Source organism: Streptomyces sp. MZ04, assembly GCF_004684775.1.
GTDB lineage: Bacteria > Actinomycetota > Actinomycetes > Streptomycetales > Streptomycetaceae > Streptomyces.
In genome coordinates this window covers 68,615-86,386 of sequence record NZ_SRIC01000001.1, presented here as the reverse complement: position 1 = coordinate 86,386, position 17,772 = coordinate 68,615, and the positions used below count along the sequence as shown (strand labels likewise).

Sequence of the window (17,772 nt, the reverse complement as noted above, 5' to 3'; positions counted from 1 at the left end):
GGATGAGGGTTTCTTCATCCGCGGCTCATGCTGCTGCGTACGGCGGCGGGCGGCCCGGAGGTGACGGTGCTGCGCGGCGGGGATCTGACGCTGGATCTGCGGACCCGCAGGGCGCGTTCGGACGAGCGGACGGTGGACCTGACGGCACGTGTGGGGTACCGGCTTCCGGGACAGAGCCCCCCATAGGTCCGGTGAACTTCCTTTCATCTACGGCTCATTGAGGGCTCACGGCGCCGCACCACGCTGAACGGCGTGACCCTGAACCCGCGCCAAGGCATCACCCTCTGCGACCGGCGTGATCAGCAGCGACACCCTCTTCGGCACCCTCGGCGACGAGACCGTCTGGCTGCTGATCTGCGCTTCCGTGCTCGCCGCCGCCGTGGCCCGCAGCGGCCTCGCGGGACGGGCGGCGGCCTTTCTGGTCACCGGGGCGCGCAGCGTACGGCAGTTGACGCATCTGACGACGGCGGCCCTGGTCGTGACGGCCTTCGCGGTGCCCGCGACCTCCGGGCGCGCCGCGCTCGCGCAGACTCAGGCCCCGGTGGTGTCCGGCACGCAACGCCCGTCCTCGGTGCGGTAGTTCCAGCGCGCGCCGTCCGCCACCAGCTCCTTGACGGCGCGCACGAAACGCTCGACGTGCTCGTCCGGGGTGCCCGCGCCGAAGCTCACCCGGATCGCGTTCAGCGACTTCTCGCCGGGCGCGGCCTCGGGAGCGCCGCACTCGCCCTGGGTCTGCGGGTCGCTGCCGAGCAGGGTGCGCACCAGCGGGTGGGCGCAGAAGAGACCGTCGCGTACGCCGATGCCGTACTCGGCGGAGAGCGCGGCCGCGAAGTGCGAGCTGTTCCAGCCCTCGACCACGAAGGAGATGACGCCGACGCGCGGGGCGTCGTCACCGAAGAGCGAGAGCACCTTCACCGCGGGCACCTCGGCGAGACCCTCGCGGACCTTGGCGATGAGGTGGTTCTCGCGGGCGACGAGCTCGTCGAAGCCCGCCTCGGTCAGCGCCTTGCAGGCGGAGGCGATGGAGTACACGCCGATGACGTTCGGCGAACCGGCCTCGTGCCGCGCGGCGGTGTCGTGCCACTCGACGTCGACGCCGCCGTCCGTGCGCCGCGCCACCTTCCGCGAGGCGCCGCCGCCGGCGAGGTACGGATCGGCTTCCCGCAGCCAGTCGGAGCGGCCCGCGAGGACGCCCGAGCCGAAGGGCGCGTACAGCTTGTGACCGGAGAAGGCGACCCAGTCGACGTCCAACTCGCTGACGGAGACGGGGTGGTGGGGCGCGAGCTGCGCGGCGTCGAGCACGATACGGGCGCCGTGCGCGTGGGCGGCGGCGGCGAGTTCCTTGACCGGCCACAGCTCACCGGTGACGTTCGACGCACCGGTCACGCAGACCAGGGCGGGCCCAGTGGGGCCTCCCCTGCTCGAACGAAGTTGAGAGCTTGGGGAAGGGTCGCGGTCGGCGAGGGCGCGCTCGAGGGTGGCGACGGCCTGGTCGGCGGTGCGCGGGGCGTTCAGGTACGTCACACGGGCGTCGCGCCAGGGCAGCAGCGAGGCGTGGTGCTCGGTCTCGAAGACGAAGACCTGGCAGTCGGCCGGGAGCGCGGCGGCGAGCAGGTTGAGCGAGTCGGTGGTCGAGCGCGTGAAGACGACCTGGTCGCCCTCGCGGCAGTCGAGGAACTCGGCGACGGCGACCCGGCTGTTCTCGAACAGGTCGGTGGAGAGCTGCGAGAGGTACCCGGCCCCGCGGTGCACGCTGCCGTAGTACGGCGCGTACGCGGCCACGTCGTCCCACACCCGCTGCAGGGCCGGCGCGCTCGCCGCGTAGTCGAGCGCGGCGTAGGTCACCTCGCCACCGGTGACGAGCGGCACGGTGACGTCACGGCCGAGGACGGCGAGGGGGGCACAGACGGACGAGTCGGCGGCAACGGCGGAAACAGACATGGCGAACTCCCGTGGGAAGGCAGGCGAGTTCACTGCGTCGACGCCCGTGCGGCACGCAGGGCGGTGCAGTGATGAAGAGAAAAGGGGGGTGCGGAAAAGGGGCCGAGAAGCCCTATCGCATTCGCTTGCTCACGAGACTGCTCCCTTGAGGACCAGGACCCCAGGGATGCGACACTCATCGAGTGCGCAGGGGTCCGCGCTTGCCATACGCCTTGCTGCGTACGACCTGGTCTTCACCCGGGGCACCCCGCCACGGACGGAGGGTTGCCGGACAGCGAGCCGGGGCCTAATCGCTGTCACTCATGACCTGTTGAGCATCTTGCCACACGATCTTCGACGCGCAAGGCGCAGTCCAGAATCCGGACTGCGCCTTGCGTCACACCTGTCGGCCGCCTCAGCGGTTGCTGGCCGCCACCCAGCGCTCCAGGGTCCGCTTCGCGGCCCCCGAGTCGATCGACTGCGCCGCCTTCGCCATACCGGCCCCGATCTGCGCCGCGAGCGGCTCGTCGGTCGGGTCGAGGGCGACCAGGGCCGCCGCCGCGTTCAGCAGCACGGCGTCCCGCACGGGCCCCGTCTCACCGTCGAGCAGCCGCAGCGCGACATCCGCGTTGTACGAGGCGTCGGCGCCCCGCAGCGCCTCGATGGGCACGAGGTCGATGCCGACGTCCCGCGGGTCGAAGGCCTCCTCGCGCACCTGCCCGTCCCGCACCACCCAGACCCGGGACGTCGAGGTCGTCGTCAGCTCGTCGAGGCCGTCGTCACCGCGGAAGACAAGCGACGAGTTCCCGCGCTCGGCGAAGACTCCGGCCACGACGGGGGCCATCCGGGCGTCGGCGACGCCGACCGCCTGGGAGCGGACCTTGGCCGGGTTGGTGAGCGGGCCGAGGAGGTTGAAGACGGTCCGGATCCCCAGCTGGCTGCGCGCCGCGCCCGCGTGCCGCAGCGCCGGGTGGAACTTCACGGCGAAGCAGAAGGTGATCCCGGCTTCCTCGGCCACCTCGACGACCCGGTCGAGCGACAGCTCCAGGTTCACCCCGAGCTTCTCCAGTACGTCGGAGGCGCCCGAGGCGCTGGAGGCCGCGCGGTTGCCGTGCTTGACGACCTTGGCGCCCGCGCCGGCGATGACGATCGCGGACATCGTGGAGATGTTGACGGTCTTCGCGCCGTCACCGCCGGTACCGACGATGTCGACGGTCCGCCCCGGCACCTCGATGAGATTGGCGTGCTCGTACATCGCGCGTACGAGACCGGAGATCTCCTCGACCGTCTCGCCCTTGGCCCGCAGCGCCACCACGAAGCCGGCGGTCTGCGCGTCGGTGGCCTCGCCCCGCATGATGCGGTCCATGGCCCAGGCGGTGTCGTCGGCGCTCTGGTCGCGCCCGTCGAGCAGTCCGTTCAGTACGTCGGGCCAGGAACGGCCCGCCGCGGTGTTGCCTCCTGCGGGGGTCACAGCGCTCATCTGCCGCTCCTGAGTTCGTATAAAGGGGCCAGGGACACCCTATCCAGGTCCGGGGACGGCAAAGAGCCCCGTCCGCGCAATGGACGGGGCTCTTGCCGTGGCGACCTTGTGGTCAGAGCTCGATGAGCTCAGGGATCAGTGGTGGCCGTGGCCGCTCGTGATCTCCTTGTACTCCTCGACGGTGGGCTTGGGGATCTGGCTTTCCTCCCCGTAGTAGCCCTTCGAGAGCTTGACCCGGAGCTTCTGCGAACCGGTCACCTTGCGCTTGACGCCGTTCTCGTCGACCAGCGGGCCGATCTCGACCGGCTTGTACTGCTCGTGCGCGGTGAGCGTGTGCAGCTGCTCCTTGTTGAGCGGCTCGTGGACCTCGATGAACTCGCCGTGCGGCAGGCGCTTGATGATGCCGGACTCGCGTCCGTGCAGCACCTTGTCCCTGTCACGCCGCTGCAGCCCCAGGCAGACCCGCTTGGTGATGATGAACGCGAGGACCGGGAAGACGAAGAAGGAGATCCGCACGAACCAGGTGATCGAGTTGATCGACAGGTGGAAGTGCGTGGCCCACAGGTCGTTGCCGCCGCCGATGAGCAGCACGAAGTACCAGGACAGCCAGGCGACGCCGAAGGCCGTACGGGTCGGGGCGTTGCGCGGGCGGTCCAGGATGTGGTGCTCGCGCTTGTCCCCGGTGACCCAGGCCTCGATGAACGGGTAGACCGCGATCGCCACCAGGACCAGCGGGAAGATCACCAGCGGGATGAACACACCCAGGACGAGCGTGTGACCCCAGAGGTTGATCTCCCAGCCCGGCATGAAGCGGATCAGGCCTTCCGAGAAGCCCATGTACCAGTCGGGCTGGGCTCCGGTGGAGACCTGGTCCGGACGGTACGGGCCGAGCGCCCAGATCGGGTTGATCGTGGCGATCGCCGCGATGGCCGTGATGACACCGAAGACCAGGAAGAAGAAGCCTCCGGCCTTGGCCATGTAGACCGGGAGCAGCGGCATGCCGACGACGTTGTTGTTGGTCTTGCCGGGGCCCGCGAACTGCGTGTGCTTGTGGAAGAAGACCAGGATCAGGTGCGCCACCACGAGGCCGAGCATGATGCCGGGCAGCAGCAGGATGTGCACCGAGTAGAACCGGGCCACGAAGTCGGTGCCGGGGAACTCTCCGCCGAACAGGAACATCGACAGGTACGTACCGACGATCGGCACGGACAGGACCGCGCCCTGCATGAAGCGGACACCGGTGCCGGAGAGCAGGTCGTCCGGGAGCGAGTAACCGGTGAAGCCGGTGAACATGCCGAGGACGAGCAGCGTGAAGCCGAACAGCCAGTTGACCTCACGCGGCTTGCGGAAGGCGCCCGTGAAGAAGACGCGCATCATGTGCACGAACATCGCGGCGATGAAGATCAACGCGCCCCAGTGGTGGATCTGCCGGATCAGCAGACCACCGCGCACATCGAAGCTGATGTGCATGGTCGAGTTGAACGCCTCCGACATCAGCTGTCCCTGCAGCGGGACATAGGTGCCGTGGTACTCCACCTCGTTCATCGACGGGTGGAAGAACAGCGTCAGATACACACCCGTGAGGATGACGACGATGAAGCTGTAGAGGGCGATCTCACCGAGCATGAAGGACCAGTGGTCCGGGAAGATCTTGCGCATGTTGGACTTGGCCAGGGAGTAGATCCCGAGCCGGCCGTCCGCCCAGTCGGCGAGCCGCTCACCGGCGGGCGCCTCCTTCTTGCGCTTGTCGCTTGCCGAAGTGCTCATCCGCGCTCCCAGAATGCAGGACCGACGGGCTCTTCGAAGTCGCCGAGCGCCTCGAGGTAGCCCTCGTCGTTCACGCCGATGCGCAGCTGCGGCAGTGCGTGACCGGCCGGGCCGAAGATCACTCGGGCACCGTCGGAGAGGTCGAAGGTTGACTGGTGGCACGGGCAGAGGACGTGGTGCGTCTGCTGCTCGTACAGGGAGATCGGGCAACCCACGTGGGTGCAGATCTTGGAGTAGGCGACGATGCCGTCGTGCGACCAGTCGAGCTCGCGCTTGTCCTTGATGTTGTCCGGCTGGATCCGGACGATCATCAGGGCCGCCTTGGCGATCTCCGTCTGGAAGCCGTGGTCGTGCTCCTCCAGGCCCTCGGGCTTGGCGAAGGTCAGCGATCCGACCGCGACGTCCGCCGGGCGCAGCGGCTCGTTCGTGTTCATGTTCACGAGCAGCTTGCCCTTGCCCCAGAGCGTGTGCCGCAGCTTGTCCTCGGGCAGCGGACCGAGGTCACGCAGCAGGACGAGGCCGGTGAGCGGCACCATGGCGAGCGCACCGAACATCGTGTTGCGGATCAGCTTGCGGCGGCCGAACTGGGACTCCTCGGTGCCGGTCTTGAAGTCGTCCATGACCTTGGCCCGAAGCTCGGGCGAGGCCTCGATGGCGTGCCGCTCGTCGGCGATCTCCACGTCGGACATCAGGGTGCGGGCCCAGTGGACCGCTCCCGCGCCGATGCTGAAGAGGGCGATGCCGAGGGTCATGCCCAGCGCGAAGTTGAGCGCGCTGATGCGGCCGATCGGGAAGATGTAGACGCTCTGGTCGACCGGGAAGGCCACGAACGCGGCGATGAAGCCGACCGTGGACAGCATCGAGAGCAGGAACAGGAAGGCGACTGTGCGCTCGGAGCGCCTTGCGGCCTTCTCGTCGATGTCCTGGACGCGATGCTGATGGGGCGGCAGCCCCGGGTCGGCGAACGGGTTCTCCTCGTCCGCGACCGCTACCGAGGTGTGCTCGGTCTCCTGCACGCTGGGCAGGTTCTCTTCTGGATTCTCTTGGCTACTCATGACTTCTTGGCCTTTGCGGTCCGAGCGGCGACCCACACGGCGACCGCGATCAGCGAGCCGAGGCCGAAGATCCAGCCGAACAGGCCCTCACTGACCGGTCCCAGACCGCCCAGCGAGAGACCACCGGGGCTCTCGGTCTCTTCGCCGTTGACCGCGTCGACGTACGCGATGATGTCCTTCTTATTCTTCTCCGGCATGACCGTGTCGGGGAAGGACGGCATGTTCTGCGGGCCGGTCTGCATGGCCTCGTAGATGTGCTTCGGGGAGACATCCTCCAACGACGGTGCGAACTTGCCGTTCGTCAACGCGCCGCCTTCACCGGTGAAGTTGTGGCACTGCGCACAGTTGGTGCGGAACAGCTCGCCGCCCTTGGCGATGTCCGCCCCTTCCGGGCTGTACTGCTTCTCGGTGGGGACGTTCGGCCCGGCGCCCAGCGAGGCGATGTACGCCGCGAGCTGGTCGACCTGGGCCTGGTTGTAGATGGCCTTCTTCTTCGGCGCCTGGGCGCCCGGCTGCTGGAGCGGCATACGGCCGGTGCTGACCTGGAAGTCAACAGCGGCGGCGCCGACGCCCACCAGGCTCGGACCGTCGGAGGACCCCTGACCGCCGGTTCCGTGGCAGCTGGAGCAGCCAACGGCGTAGAGCTTCTTGCCTTCGTCGATGGCAAGGGACTGGGCGGTGTCGTCGGCCTGCGCCTTGTCCGCGGGTGCGAACGCGGCGTACAGCCCCCCGGTGGCCGCCAGCGCGAGGAGTAGTACGACGACCGCCGCCAGCGGGTGGCGTCGTCGTGCGGAGAGCTTTTTCACGGATTACCCCGGTGTCAGGATCTTCTGCGTCGATGCTTCGGAATGGTTCGGGTTCGGGCCCGGCTACTTGATCATGTAGATCGTGGCGAAGAGACCGATCCACACGACATCGACGAAGTGCCAGTAATAGGACACGACGATGGCTGCGGTCGCCTGCTCATGGGTGAACCTCCTGGCCGCGTAGGTGCGACCCAGGACCAGCAGGAAGGCGATGAGGCCGCCTGTCACATGCATGCCATGGAAACCGGTGGTCAGGTAGAAGACCGAGCCGTACGGGTCGGAGGAGAGCGAGAGCCCATCCTTCTTGACCAGCTCGGTGTACTCGAAGACCTGACCGCCGATGAAGATCGCACCCATGATGAAGGTGACGATGAACCACATCCGGAGCTTCTTCACGTCACCGCGCTCGGCGGCGAATACGCCGAGCTGGCAGGTGAGGGAGGAGAGCACCAGGATCGTGGTGTTCGTCGCCGAGAACGGGAAGTTGAGGGCCGAAGCCATTTCCTTCCAGTGATCAGGACCTGTCACCGATCGCAGGGTGAAGTACATCGCGAAGAGGGCCGCGAAGAACATCAGCTCGGAACTGAGCCAGATGATGGTTCCGACGCTGGTGAGGTTCGGCCGATTGACCGGCGGGTGCGCGTGCCCGGTATCTACTGTCGTTGCTGTCGCCACGACCGACATTATGTCGGTCGCTTATCCCGCCCTCACCCCGGGGGGTGCCGTTCGGAGTGTCTACGGCGTGTGTCCTGCCCGTATGGCCCATCGAAGGGCTGTCCGAACCGCTGTTGACGGGGTGTTCGGAGGAGTAGCATCCGCGCATCGGTCCCCGGCCGAGAGCCCCTCAACAAAGCGGAGGAACAATGCAGCCGACCGCCACGGTGCTGGTCTACAGCGACAACGCGAGCACCCGCGAGCAGGTCCGGTTGGCCACCGGACGCAAGCCGGCTGCGGACGTTCCCGCGGTCGAGTTCATCGAGTGCGCGACGCTGCCCGCCGTGCTGAAGGAACTGGACCGGGGCGGCATCGACGTCTGTGTACTCGACGGCGAGGCCAAGCCCGTGGGCGGCATGGGCGTCTGCCGTCAGCTCAAGGACGAGATCTTCCAGTGCCCGCCCGTACTGCTGCTCATGGGCCGCCCGCAGGACGCCTGGCTGGCCACCTGGAGCCGCGCGGAGTCGGCGGTGACCCTTCCGGTGGAGCCGGTCGAGTTCGCCGAAGCGCTGGCCGCCCTGCTGCGTGTCAGGCCGGCTGTCGGAGCCTGAGGCGACCTTCTGGGCGCACAGGACGTGCGGGAGGGGCTCACGCGCCGCGTGAGCCCCTCCCGCACGTCTCCCTGAGGCCGGGTCAGACCTGCGGCCGCAGCCGGGCCGCGTCGACCGCCGTGGGGCCTTCCTTGGCGCCGGCGAGCAGCTCGCTGCCGTCGCGCCATTTCTTCCAGTCGACGTTCCAGTCGCCGAATCCGTTGCCGAACGGATCCATGTCCGCGCCGTAGCTGTTGACGACCTTCACGATGTCGCCCCGCCGGAAGGTCTCGTAGAACCAGGCGGCGTTGTCGGTGCTCATGCCGGTGCAGCCGTGGCTGGTGTTCTCGTTGCCCTGCGAGCCGACCGACCAGGGCGCCGCGTGCACGTACTCGCCGGAGTCGGTGACCCGCGTCGCGTAGTAGACCATTTTGTCGTAGAAGTCCGACGCTCCGATGCTGGCACTGGTCATGCGTACGGAGTACTCCTTGCCAAGGACCACCTTGACGCCGTTGCGCGTGGAATAGCCGGGCTTGCCCGTGGTCACCGGCATGGAGTTGATCTCCTCGCCGTTGCGGTAGACCGTCATGTAGTGCGACCCGGCGTCCGTCACGGCCTCGATCCGGTCGCCGATGGTCAGCCTCAGCGGCTTGGCGTCGCCGCCCCAGAGCTTCTTGCCGACCTTGATGCCTTCGAGGTTGCTGCGTACGGCGATGCTGGCGCCCGTGGGCCAGTACTCCTTGGGGCGGTAGTGCAGCGTCTTGCTGTCCACCCAGTGCCAGGCGCCCTCCGTCACGGGCTGCGTCTCCACCTTCAGCGCGCGCTCCACGACGGCCCGCGCCTTCTTGTCCTTCACATTGTGGCTGAGTGCGGCCGTGACGGGCTGCCCCACGCCGTACTTGCCCGACTCGGGGCCGAAGGTGACGTCGAGGCGCCGCTTCTTGGCCGGGGCGTCGGTGTCGAAGGCAAGGACCTTGCGGCCCGGCGCGCCGTCCTCGTCCTCGGTGCTGACCCGCACCGTGTAGTGGGCCCCCGCGGCGAGCGGCGAAGTGCTGTGCCAGCGGGCGCCGTCGGCGGCGAGTTCACCGGCGATGTACCGCCCCATGGCGTCGGTGGCCGTCACATCGGTGATACGCCCCTCGTCGCCCTCGGCGGTGATCTCGAGCGCCTTGTCCGGGTCCGCCTTCTGGCTGCCCACGGGGCCGTTGAAGGCGATCTGGCCGGCCGCGTCGTACGGCTTGGCCGAGAGCGGATGGCCGTCGGAACCGACACATGCCGTGGCCCCGACACCGAGGCCGGCCACCAGCATCGTGCAGCTCAATACAGTGCGGATTCGCGGTGAGTGGCTCATGAAACACACGCTATGAAGGTTCATCACCTCCGGCGCGTCGGGTGACCCGTACGAGTGTCAAGCCGACACGCCGAGGGGCCCGGACTCTCTTGACGGAGTGTCCGGGCCCCTCGGTGCGGGGTGAACTACAGACTCACTGGGTCTGGTTCTCGCCGCGGTAGTACTCGAAGACCCAGCCGAAGAGACCGATCAGGATGATCGGGGTCGAGAAGTACAGCAGCCACCAGCCGAAGACGACGCCCAGGAAGGCGAGCGCGCCACCGACGGCCAGGGAGAGCGGCTGCCAGCTGTGCGGGCTGAAGAAGCCCACCTCGCCGGCCTCGTCCGCCACCTCGGCCTCCTTGTCGTCCTGTGCGGCCGCGTCGACACGCCGGGCCGTGAAGGCCAGGTAGTAGCCGATCATGATGCACAGGCCGAAGGCCAGGAAGAGCGCGGTCGTACCGGCCGGCTCCTTGGACCACCAGCCGTAGACGATCGCCATGGCGAGCACGAAGACGCTCAGCCAGATGAACATCTTGCCCTGGATCTTCACTTGCCGGCCTCCTTGCCACCGGTGAGGACGCTGGCACCGTGACCGCCGTGCTCGAGCTGCTCGAGCGCCACGATCTCAGGGTGATGCAGGTCGAACGCCGGGGATTCCGAGCGGATGCGCGGCAGCGTGAGGAAGTTGTGCCGCGGCGGCGGGCAGGACGTCGCCCACTCGAGCGAGCGGCCGTAGCCCCACGGGTCGTCGACCTCGACCTTCTTGCCGTACTTGGCCGTCTTCCAGATGTTGTAGAAGAACGGCAGGATCGACAGGCCGAGCAGGAACGAGCAGATCGTCGAGATCGTGTTCAGCGCGGTGAAGCCGTCGGCCGCGAGGTAGTCCGCGTAACGACGCGGCATGCCCTCGGCGCCCAGCCAGTGCTGCACCAGGAACGTGCCGTGGAAGCCGATGAACAGCGTCCAGAAGGTGATCTTGCCGAGCCGCTCGTCCAGCATCTTGCCGGTGAACTTCGGCCACCAGAAGTGGAATCCGGAGAACATCGCGAAGACCACGGTGCCGAAGACGACGTAGTGGAAGTGCGCGACCACGAAGTACGAGTCCGAGACGTGGAAGTCCATCGGCGGCGAGGCCAGGATGACGCCGGTCAGACCACCGAAGGTGAAGGTGATCAGGAAGCCGACGGCCCAGAGCATCGGTGTCTCGAAACTCAGTGAGCCCTTCCACATCGTTCCGATCCAGTTGAAGAACTTCACGCCTGTTGGCACGGCGATCAGGAACGTCATGAAGGAGAAGAACGGTAGGAGCACGCCACCGGTGACGTACATGTGGTGCGCCCACACGGTCACGGAGAGACCCGCGATCGCGATCGTCGCGCCGATCAGGCCCATGTAGCCGAACATCGGCTTCCGGGAGAAGACCGGGATGACCTCGGAAATGATTCCGAAGAATGGCAACGCGATGATGTACACCTCTGGATGGCCGAAGAACCAGAAGAGGTGTTGCCATAGCAGCGCGCCGCCATTGGACGCGTCGAAGACATGGGCACCGAACTTGCGGTCCGCCTCCAGGGCGAACAGCGCGGCGGCCAGGACCGGGAAGGCCAGCAGGACCAGCACGGCGGTCAGCAGGACGTTCCACACGAAGATCGGCATCCGGAACATCGTCATGCCGGGCGCGCGCATGCAGATGATCGTGGTGATGAAGTTGACCGAGCCGAGGATCGTGCCGAAGCCGGAGAAGGCCAGACCCATGATCCACATGTCGGCGCCGATGCCCGGCGAGCGGACGGCGTCCGACAGCGGGGAGTAGGCGAACCAGCCGAAGTCGGCCGCACCCTGCGGGGTGAGGAAGCCGCCCACCGCGATCAGCGAGCCGAAGAGGTACAGCCAGTACGCGAACATGTTCAGCCGCGGGAACGCCACGTCGGGCGCGCCGATCTGCAGCGGCATGATCCAGTTCGCGAATCCGGCGAACAGCGGCGTCGCGAACATCAGCAGCATGATCGTGCCGTGCATCGTGAACGCCTGGTTGAACTGCTCGTTCGACATCAGCTGCGAGCCGGGACGAGCGAGTTCGGCGCGCATGAAGAGCGCCAGCACGCCGCCGATGCAGAAGAACGCGAACGACGTGACCAGATAGAGCGTGCCGATCGTCTTGTGGTCAGTGGTGGTCAACCACTTGATGACGACGTTTCCCGGCTGCTTGCGCCGTACCGGCAGCTCATTCTCGTACGAGTCGTCTGCTGCCTCGGCACCCTGAGGTTCGTTGAGGATGCTCACAGGTTGTTCGTCTCCCGGTTCTTCTCGTGGCTCGTCTGCTCGATGCCGGCCGGGATGTAACCGGTCTGGTTCTTCTTCGCGAGGTCCTCGAGGTGCTTCTGGTAGCGCTCGGGGGAAACGACCTTCACGTTGAAGAGCATCCGGGAGTGGTCGACACCGCAGAGCTCGGCGCACTTGCCCATGAAGGTGCCCTCCCTGTTGGGAGTCACCTCGAAGGCGTTGGTGTGGCCCGGGATGACGTCCTGCTTCATGAGGAACGGCACCACCCAGAAGGAGTGGATGACGTCACGCGAAGTCAGTACGAAGCGGACCTTCTCGCCCTTGGGGAGCCAGAGGGTCGGGCCGGGGTTGCCGTTCTGCGGGTTCCGCTCGCCGGGCGTACCGACCTCGTAGACACCGCCGGCGTTCGCCGGGAAGGCCTTGCGGAACTTGTCCGGGATGGCCTCGAGCTCCTTGGACGTCTTGGCGTCGCCCTTGTTGGAACCCGGCACGTCCTCGATGTAGTTGAAGCCCCAGCTCCACTGGAAGCCGACCACGTTGACCGTGTGGGCGGGCTTTGCGTCGAGCTTGAGGAGCTTCGACTCATCGCGAGCCGTGAAGTAGAAGAGCACCGAGACGATGATGAGCGGGACCACCGTGTACAGCGTCTCGATCGGCATGTTGTAACGCGTCTGCGGAGGTACCTCCACCTTGGTGCGGCTGCGCCGGTGGAAGATGACACTCCACAGGATCAGACCCCAGACCAGCACGCCCGTGGCGAGCGCTGCCGCCCACGAGCCCTGCCAGAGGGAGAGGATCCGCGGAGCCTCTTCCGTTACGGGGGTGGGCATACCAAGGCGGGGGAAGTCCTTGTATGTGCAACCTGTAGCGGTCGCAAGGATCAGGCCCGCAGTCAGCACCTGCGGCAGCTTCCGCCGCATCGGGCGCCGCGACGAGCGGTCGGAGCCGTTGGGACTCACGTAGCGCCTTCCCGAGAGTCTCGGCCCGCGCTTCGGCTGCGGCCTTCTCGGTGGTCGGTCGCCGCCCTGCGGCGGGCAGGGGTTTGGATGTTTATGCGGGCCAAACCTTACTGGACGCTATTTGGGGTCGCGCGGGGAGGGTGCCTAACGCGCCGCGGGTCACTCCGAAGGGTGGGCGCCCCTTCCGGCGGCGGCTTTCTGACGGGGGGTCGGGGCGCCCAGTAGCTCGGTGGAATCCGTCCGTCCGCGAGTGCGGGTGCGTTGGGGCTTGTCGCGCAGTTCCTCGCGCCCCTACGGGGCCGCTCCTCGGGCGCGGGCGTTCTATAGCGTGGTGGTGTGTCCTACTTCGATGCCGCTTCCTCCGCTCCCCTTCATCCCGTCGCCCGGCAGGCGCTGCAGGCCTCGCTCGATGAGGGGTGGGCCGATCCCGCGCGGCTCTATCGGGAGGGGCGGCGGGCCCGGCTGTTGCTCGATGCCGCGCGGGAGGCCGCCGCGGAGGCCGTCGGGTGCCGCCCGGACGAGCTCTCCTTCACCTCGTCCGGCACCCGCGCGGTGCACTCCGGGATCGCCGGGGCGCTCGCCGGGCGGCGGCGCGTCGGGCGGCATCTGGTGGTGTCCGCGGTCGAGCACTCGTCGGTCCTCCATGCGGCCGCGGCGCACGAGGCCGATGGCGGGACGGTCACCGAGGTGGGGGTGGACCGGGCCGGTGCGGTGGACCCCGAGGCGTACGCCGGGGCGCTGCGCCCCGACACGGCACTCGCCTGCCTCCAGTCCGCCAACCACGAGGTGGGCACCGAACAGCCGGTGGCGGAGGTCGCGTCGGCCTGTCGCGCCGCCGGGGTGCCGCTGCTCGTGGACGCGGCGCAGTCGCTTCCGTGGGGTCCTGTCGACGGGGACTGGTCACTCCTTGCCGCGAGTGCCCACAAATGGGGCGGGCCCGCGGGTACGGGACTTCTCGTCGTACGCAAGGGAGTGCGGTTCGCCGCTCAAGGCCCCGCCGACGAGCGGGAGTCGGGGCGGGCGGCCGGTTTCGAGAACATCCCCGCCGTGGTCGCCGCCGCGGCCTCGCTGCGGGCCGTGCGGGCCGAGGCCGCCGCGGAGGGGGCCAGGCTGCGGGAGCTGACCGAGCGGATCCGGGCGCGGGTGCCGGGGCTCGTGCCGGACGTGGAGGTGGTGGGCGATCCCGTGCGGCGCCTGCCCCATCTCGTCACGTTCTCCTGTCTCTATGTCGACGGGGAGACAGTGCTGCACGAGCTGGACCGGGCCGGCTTCTCGGTCTCGTCCGGCTCGTCCTGCACCAGCTCGACGCTGACCCCGAGCCACGTCCTGAAGGCCATGGGCGTACTGAGCGAGGGCAATGTCCGGGTGTCACTCCCACGGGGGACCCAGGAGGCGGAGGTCGAGCGCTTTCTCGAGGTGCTGCCGGGTGTGGTGGCCGGGGTGCGCGAACAGCTGGGCGCTCCGGTGGCGGCGCCCCCGTGCGCGCAATCCCCCGCGTCGCTGGTCGTGGACGCGCTCGGCAAGCGCTGCCCGCTGCCCGTCATCGAGCTCGCGAAGGTCATCGGGGACGTGCCGGTCGGCGGCACCGTCACGGTCCTCGCGGACGACGAGGCGGCGCGGCTCGACATCCCGGCGTGGTGCGAGATGCGGGAGCAGGAGTACGTGGGCGAGCGGCCGGCGGACCACGGAACCGCCTATGTGGTCCGCCGGAGCTCGTGACCGGGCCAGGTGCGCCCGGATCGTGACTAGGGTCTGTCCGATGGGTCCTGCCGGGGTCGCGGGCCCTGATCAATCGGCACCCGGCGCGAAGGCCGGCCTGACCCATCGGACAGGCCCTAGGCCAGGTGCGTCTGGACCTCGGCGGCAGCCGCATGGCCGTACGCCTTGGTGAAGCGCTCCATGAAGTTGCTGCGCCGCAGCTCGTACTCCTGCGTGCCCACGGTCTCGATGACCAGGGTGGCCAGCATGCAGCCGACCTGTGCCGCGCGCTCGTGCGAGACGCCCCAGGCCAGGCCCGAGAGGAAGCCCGCGCGGAACGCGTCACCGACGCCGGTCGGCTCGACCTTCGCCTCCTCCTCGGGGACGCCGACCTCGATCGGGTCCTTGCCGACGGACTCGATGCGGACGCCGCGCGAGCCGAGGGTCGTCACACGGTGGCCGACCCGCGAGAGGATCTCGGCGTCGCTCCAGCCGGTCTTGGACTCGATGAGCCCCTTCTCGTACTCGTTGGAGAAGAGGTACGTGGCGCCGTCGAGGAGGGTGCGGATCTCCTCGCCCTCCATGCGCGCGATCTGCTGCGAGAAGTCCGCGGCGAACGGGATCTCGCGGGAGCGGCACTCCTCGGTGTGGCGGAGCATCGCCTCGGGGTCGTCAGCGCCGATCAGGACCAGGTCGAGGCCGTCCACGCGGTCGGCGACGGTCTTCAGTTCGATGAGGCGGGCCTCGCTCATCGCGCCCGTGTAGAAGGAGCCGATCTGGTTGTGGTCGGCGTCCGTGGTGCAGACGAAGCGCGCGGTGTGCAGGGTCTCGGAGATGCGCACCGACGCGGTGTCCACGCCGTGCCGGTCGAGCCAGGCGCGGTACTCGTGGAAGTCGGAGCCCGCGGCGCCGACCAGGATCGGGTCGGTGCCGAGCTGCCCCATGCCGAAGCTGATGTTCGCGGCGACGCCTCCCCTGCGGACGTCGAGGGCGTCGACCAGGAAAGAGAGGGAGACCGTGTGCAACTGATCGGCGACCAACTGGTCGGCGAAGCGGCCGGGGAAGGTCATCAGGTGGTCGGTGGCGATGGAGCCGGTGACTGCGATACGCACGGCTGAGTACTCCTGTGGAGGAGAGGCGAGGGGTTGACAGTTCACGCTACCGGGTCAGAGCACCCCCACTGAAGAGGCAAAACTACCCGATAGTAGGGCTTTTTTCGCAGGGCTTCAGATGCGTACGGTGCGTTTATGGCCGTTATCTCGAAGCATGTCGTCACCACGCGTCCCGTCGAGCTGCCCTCCGAGCCCCCGGAGAACATGGAGACCCTGCGCGGCGACTGCGCCCGCATGGCCCGGCATTGGGTGGCGCCCGCCGCGGCCACCGCCGCCCCGGTGTCGCCCGCCCTGATCCACGGAGTCACCGTGCCGACCGCGTCCGCGCGGCTGATCGACGGAATGTCCGAGTACGGAGACTGACCGAAACTGACTCCAGGGGCACCGGAGCGCACGGAGGGAACCGTGCGCTCCCCCGCTGCGTCCCACCGCTGTCCCCCGTAAAGGGGATGCGGGATACGAACGAGACTCACCCACGGGTCTCAAGGGACAGCAGTGCAGTCGAAGGAGCGATGCGGTGAGCACCGAGCGATCCGTTCATGACGCGGCCGAGCCGCAGCGGCGGCGTTCCCGCCTTGCCGTCGCGTCGGTGGCGGCAACGGTCCTGCTCGTCGGTGGCGGCGGCGCCTACTTCGCCGCGACGGCGACCGGCGGCAGCGGCAGCAGCAATGACGGCGGCGCGCCCGCGGGGGACGGCGGGGCGCCCCCGCCGCTCGCGCTCGACGGATACACGGACGGCGACCGGAGCGGCGGCACCGGAGGGATCGCCCCGGGCGAGCCCGACCCGAACGGCGCCGCCTACCGCGCCGAGGGCAAGCTGCCCGACGGGCCGGATTCGGCGGCCGTGTACCACGCGCGGGGCACGGTCGGCGCGGACCAAGTGACCGAGCTCGCCCGGGCCTTGGGCGTCGAGGGCAAGCCCACTTCGCGGGACGGGGCCTGGCGGATCGGTCCGGCCAAGGACGGCTCGGGACCCTCGCTCCAGGTGAGCAAGCAGGCCCCCGGCACCTGGACGTTCACCCAGTACGCCACCGGTGGTACCGACAACTGCCAGAAGGGCAAGCCCTGTTCGGGGACGTCGACCGCACCGAACGGCTCGGGCGACGCGGTCGGTGAGAGCGCGGCGAAGAAGGCCGCCGCGCCGGTCCTGAAGGCGCTCGGCCAGGACGACGCGAAGCTCGACGCCCGCCAACTCATGGGCGCCGTACGGGTGGTGAACGCCGACCCAAAGGTGGGCGGCCTCCCGACGTACGGCTGGTCGACCGGCATCCAGGTCGGCTCGGACGGTCAAGTGGTCGGCGGCAGCGGCCAGTTGAAGGCGCCGGAGAAGGGCGCGACGTATCCGGTGACGAGCGCCGACGAGACCCTGAAGCAGCTCAACAAGTCGGGCAAGGGCGATGGCCGTGTCGGCATCGGCGGTTGCGCCACGGCGGTGCCGGACCACGCGACGGGCTCCGGGGAGCAGCCGGCGCCGGGCAACGGACAGCAGCCGGCGGCGGGTGACGGCGACAAGCAGACAGCGGGTGACGACGACAAGCGGACGCAGGCGCCCTGCGAGCCCTCGTCCGCTCCCCCGAAGCCGCAGCCGATCACCGTGAAGGGTGCGACGTTCGGGCTCGCCGTGCAGTTCGTGGACGGGCGCCAGGCGCTCGTGCCGTCCTGGCTCTTCGAGGTGAAGCCGCAGGGCGCGCAGGACAGTTTCACCGTGACGCACCCGGCGGTGGAGCCGAAGTTCCTGACCTCGCCGAGCACGCCGACCCCCAAGCCGACTCCCACGCCCTCCGGGAAGCCGGGCGAGAACCCGACGCTGCGCGTCGAGTCCTACAGCGCGGACGGCAAGTCGCTGACGCTGCACTTCTGGGGCGGCGTGTGCAGTGACTACTCGGCGTCGGCCGAGGAGAGCAAGGGCAGTGTGAGCGTCAAGGTGACCGAGACCCACAAGAAGGGCGAGGTCTGCATCATGATCGCCAAGGAGTTCACGGAGACCGTGACCTTGGACGCGCCGCTCGGCGACCGCAAGGTCGTGGACGCGGCGGGCGGCGAGACGGTGCCGCGGAAGTAGCCGCAGCCGGCAGACGAAGACGGCCCCCGAGATCTCGGGGGCCGTCTTCCACG

At 68.5% G+C, this 17,772-nt stretch carries 15 protein-coding genes, 2 pseudogenes and 1 riboswitch; of the genes and pseudogenes, 6 read left to right on the top strand and 11 right to left on the bottom strand.

Annotated elements, in window-relative coordinates; genetic code table 11:
• Positions 1 to 21: 21 nt before the first annotated feature.
• Positions 22 to 150: pseudogene (locus E2651_RS00420) on the top strand (DNA-binding response regulator); the annotation flags it as partial.
• Positions 151 to 289: 139 nt separating this feature from the next.
• Positions 290 to 526: pseudogene (locus E2651_RS00415) on the top strand (SLC13 family permease); the annotation flags it as partial.
• Positions 527 to 531: 5 nt separating this feature from the next.
• Here the strand turns inward: E2651_RS00415 and E2651_RS00410 are convergent.
• The 6 genes from E2651_RS00410 to E2651_RS00385 all read right to left on the bottom strand — a co-directional run bounded on the left by E2651_RS00410 (position 532) and on the right by E2651_RS00385 (position 7,712).
• Positions 532 to 1,941, bottom strand: a complete 1,410-nt coding sequence (locus E2651_RS00410) for an aminotransferase class V-fold PLP-dependent enzyme (protein ID WP_135328912.1) — start codon at positions 1,939 to 1,941, stop codon at positions 532 to 534.
• A gap of 191 nt (positions 1,942 to 2,132) precedes the next feature.
• Positions 2,133 to 2,249: riboswitch (SAM riboswitch) on the bottom strand.
• A gap of 86 nt (positions 2,250 to 2,335) precedes the next feature.
• Positions 2,336 to 3,400 carry an anthranilate phosphoribosyltransferase gene (trpD, locus tag E2651_RS00405; protein WP_135328911.1) on the bottom strand — a complete coding sequence of 355 codons (1,065 nt, stop codon included), beginning with the start codon at positions 3,398 to 3,400 and terminating at the stop codon, positions 2,336 to 2,338.
• Between the two features lie 135 nt (positions 3,401 to 3,535).
• A complete protein-coding gene (locus tag E2651_RS00400) occupies positions 3,536 to 5,167 on the bottom strand; it encodes a ubiquinol-cytochrome c reductase cytochrome b subunit (protein WP_135328910.1) in 1,632 nt (543 codons plus the stop codon).
• Positions 5,164 to 6,222, bottom strand: coding sequence for a Rieske 2Fe-2S domain-containing protein (locus E2651_RS00395; RefSeq protein ID WP_135328909.1), 1,059 nt, complete (start codon positions 6,220 to 6,222; stop codon positions 5,164 to 5,166). Before E2651_RS00395 ends, E2651_RS00400 begins: the two co-directional genes overlap by 4 nt.
• Complete coding sequence (locus tag E2651_RS00390; protein ID WP_135328908.1) at positions 6,219 to 7,028, bottom strand: c-type cytochrome; 810 nt, start codon at positions 7,026 to 7,028, stop codon at positions 6,219 to 6,221. The genes E2651_RS00395 and E2651_RS00390 overlap by 4 nt, the downstream gene beginning before the upstream one ends.
• A 63-nt stretch (positions 7,029 to 7,091) precedes the next feature.
• A complete protein-coding gene (locus E2651_RS00385; RefSeq protein WP_135328907.1) occupies positions 7,092 to 7,712 on the bottom strand; it encodes a heme-copper oxidase subunit III in 621 nt (206 codons plus the stop codon).
• A gap of 179 nt (positions 7,713 to 7,891) precedes the next feature.
• Here E2651_RS00385 and E2651_RS00380 point away from each other — a divergent pair, with 179 nt between their 5' ends.
• A complete protein-coding gene (locus tag E2651_RS00380) occupies positions 7,892 to 8,293 on the top strand; it encodes a hypothetical protein (protein WP_135328906.1) in 402 nt (133 codons plus the stop codon).
• An 82-nt stretch (positions 8,294 to 8,375) separates the two neighbouring features.
• Here E2651_RS00380 and E2651_RS00375 read toward each other — a convergent pair whose 3' ends face one another.
• The 4 genes from E2651_RS00375 to coxB all read right to left on the bottom strand — a co-directional run bounded on the left by E2651_RS00375 (position 8,376) and on the right by coxB (position 12,847).
• Positions 8,376 to 9,623 carry an Ig-like domain-containing protein gene (locus E2651_RS00375; RefSeq protein WP_135328905.1) on the bottom strand — a complete coding sequence of 416 codons (1,248 nt, stop codon included), beginning with the start codon at positions 9,621 to 9,623 and terminating at the stop codon, positions 8,376 to 8,378.
• 133 nt (positions 9,624 to 9,756) lie between these two features.
• Positions 9,757 to 10,155, bottom strand: coding sequence for a cytochrome c oxidase subunit 4 (locus tag E2651_RS00370; protein WP_135328904.1), 399 nt, complete (start codon positions 10,153 to 10,155; stop codon positions 9,757 to 9,759).
• Positions 10,152 to 11,888, bottom strand: a complete 1,737-nt coding sequence (gene ctaD / locus E2651_RS00365; protein ID WP_135328903.1) for a cytochrome c oxidase subunit I — start codon at positions 11,886 to 11,888, stop codon at positions 10,152 to 10,154. The genes E2651_RS00370 and ctaD overlap by 4 nt, the downstream gene beginning before the upstream one ends.
• Entirely contained in the window at positions 11,885 to 12,847 is a 963-nt protein-coding gene (coxB, locus tag E2651_RS00360; RefSeq protein WP_135328902.1) for a cytochrome c oxidase subunit II, read from the bottom strand. Before coxB ends, ctaD begins: the two co-directional genes overlap by 4 nt.
• A 336-nt stretch (positions 12,848 to 13,183) precedes the next feature.
• Here coxB and E2651_RS00355 point away from each other — a divergent pair, with 336 nt between their 5' ends.
• Positions 13,184 to 14,566, top strand: coding sequence for a cysteine desulfurase/sulfurtransferase TusA family protein (locus E2651_RS00355; RefSeq protein WP_135328901.1), 1,383 nt, complete (start codon positions 13,184 to 13,186; stop codon positions 14,564 to 14,566).
• A gap of 116 nt (positions 14,567 to 14,682) precedes the next feature.
• Here the strand turns inward: E2651_RS00355 and E2651_RS00350 are convergent, their stop codons facing one another.
• The gene (locus tag E2651_RS00350) at positions 14,683 to 15,657 is read right to left on the bottom strand and encodes a carbohydrate kinase family protein (protein WP_135328900.1); all 975 of its coding nucleotides are present in this window, start codon (positions 15,655 to 15,657) and stop codon (positions 14,683 to 14,685) included.
• 135 nt (positions 15,658 to 15,792) lie between these two features.
• Here E2651_RS00350 and E2651_RS00345 point away from each other — a divergent pair, with 135 nt between their 5' ends.
• Both E2651_RS00345 and E2651_RS00340 read left to right on the top strand, forming a co-directional pair.
• Positions 15,793 to 16,020: a hypothetical protein gene (locus E2651_RS00345; protein ID WP_135328899.1), complete on the top strand. Its 228-nt coding sequence runs from the start codon at positions 15,793 to 15,795 to the stop codon at positions 16,018 to 16,020.
• A 154-nt stretch (positions 16,021 to 16,174) separates the two neighbouring features.
• On the top strand, positions 16,175 to 17,719 hold the full coding sequence (locus tag E2651_RS00340; RefSeq protein WP_135328898.1) for a hypothetical protein: 1,545 nt from the start codon (positions 16,175 to 16,177) through the stop codon (positions 17,717 to 17,719).
• Positions 17,720 to 17,772 lie beyond the last annotated feature (53 nt).

Bases quoted from the DNA above. Each gene is read 5' to 3' on its own strand.
- trpD (WP_135328911.1), bottom strand. From the start codon at position 3,400: ATGAGCGCTGTGACCCCCGCAGGAGGCAACACCGCGGCGGGCCGTTCC.
- E2651_RS00345 (WP_135328899.1), top strand. From the start codon at position 15,793: ATGGCCGTTATCTCGAAGCATGTCGTCACCACGCGTCCCGTCGAGCTG.
- E2651_RS00380 (WP_135328906.1), top strand. From the start codon at position 7,892: ATGCAGCCGACCGCCACGGTGCTGGTCTACAGCGACAACGCGAGCACC.
- E2651_RS00395 (WP_135328909.1), bottom strand. From the start codon at position 6,222: ATGAGTAGCCAAGAGAATCCAGAAGAGAACCTGCCCAGCGTGCAGGAG.
- E2651_RS00400 (WP_135328910.1), bottom strand. From the start codon at position 5,167: ATGAGCACTTCGGCAAGCGACAAGCGCAAGAAGGAGGCGCCCGCCGGT.
- E2651_RS00410 (WP_135328912.1), bottom strand. From the start codon at position 1,941: ATGTCTGTTTCCGCCGTTGCCGCCGACTCGTCCGTCTGTGCCCCCCTC.
- E2651_RS00375 (WP_135328905.1), bottom strand. From the start codon at position 9,623: ATGAGCCACTCACCGCGAATCCGCACTGTATTGAGCTGCACGATGCTG.
- E2651_RS00385 (WP_135328907.1), bottom strand. From the start codon at position 7,712: ATGTCGGTCGTGGCGACAGCAACGACAGTAGATACCGGGCACGCGCAC.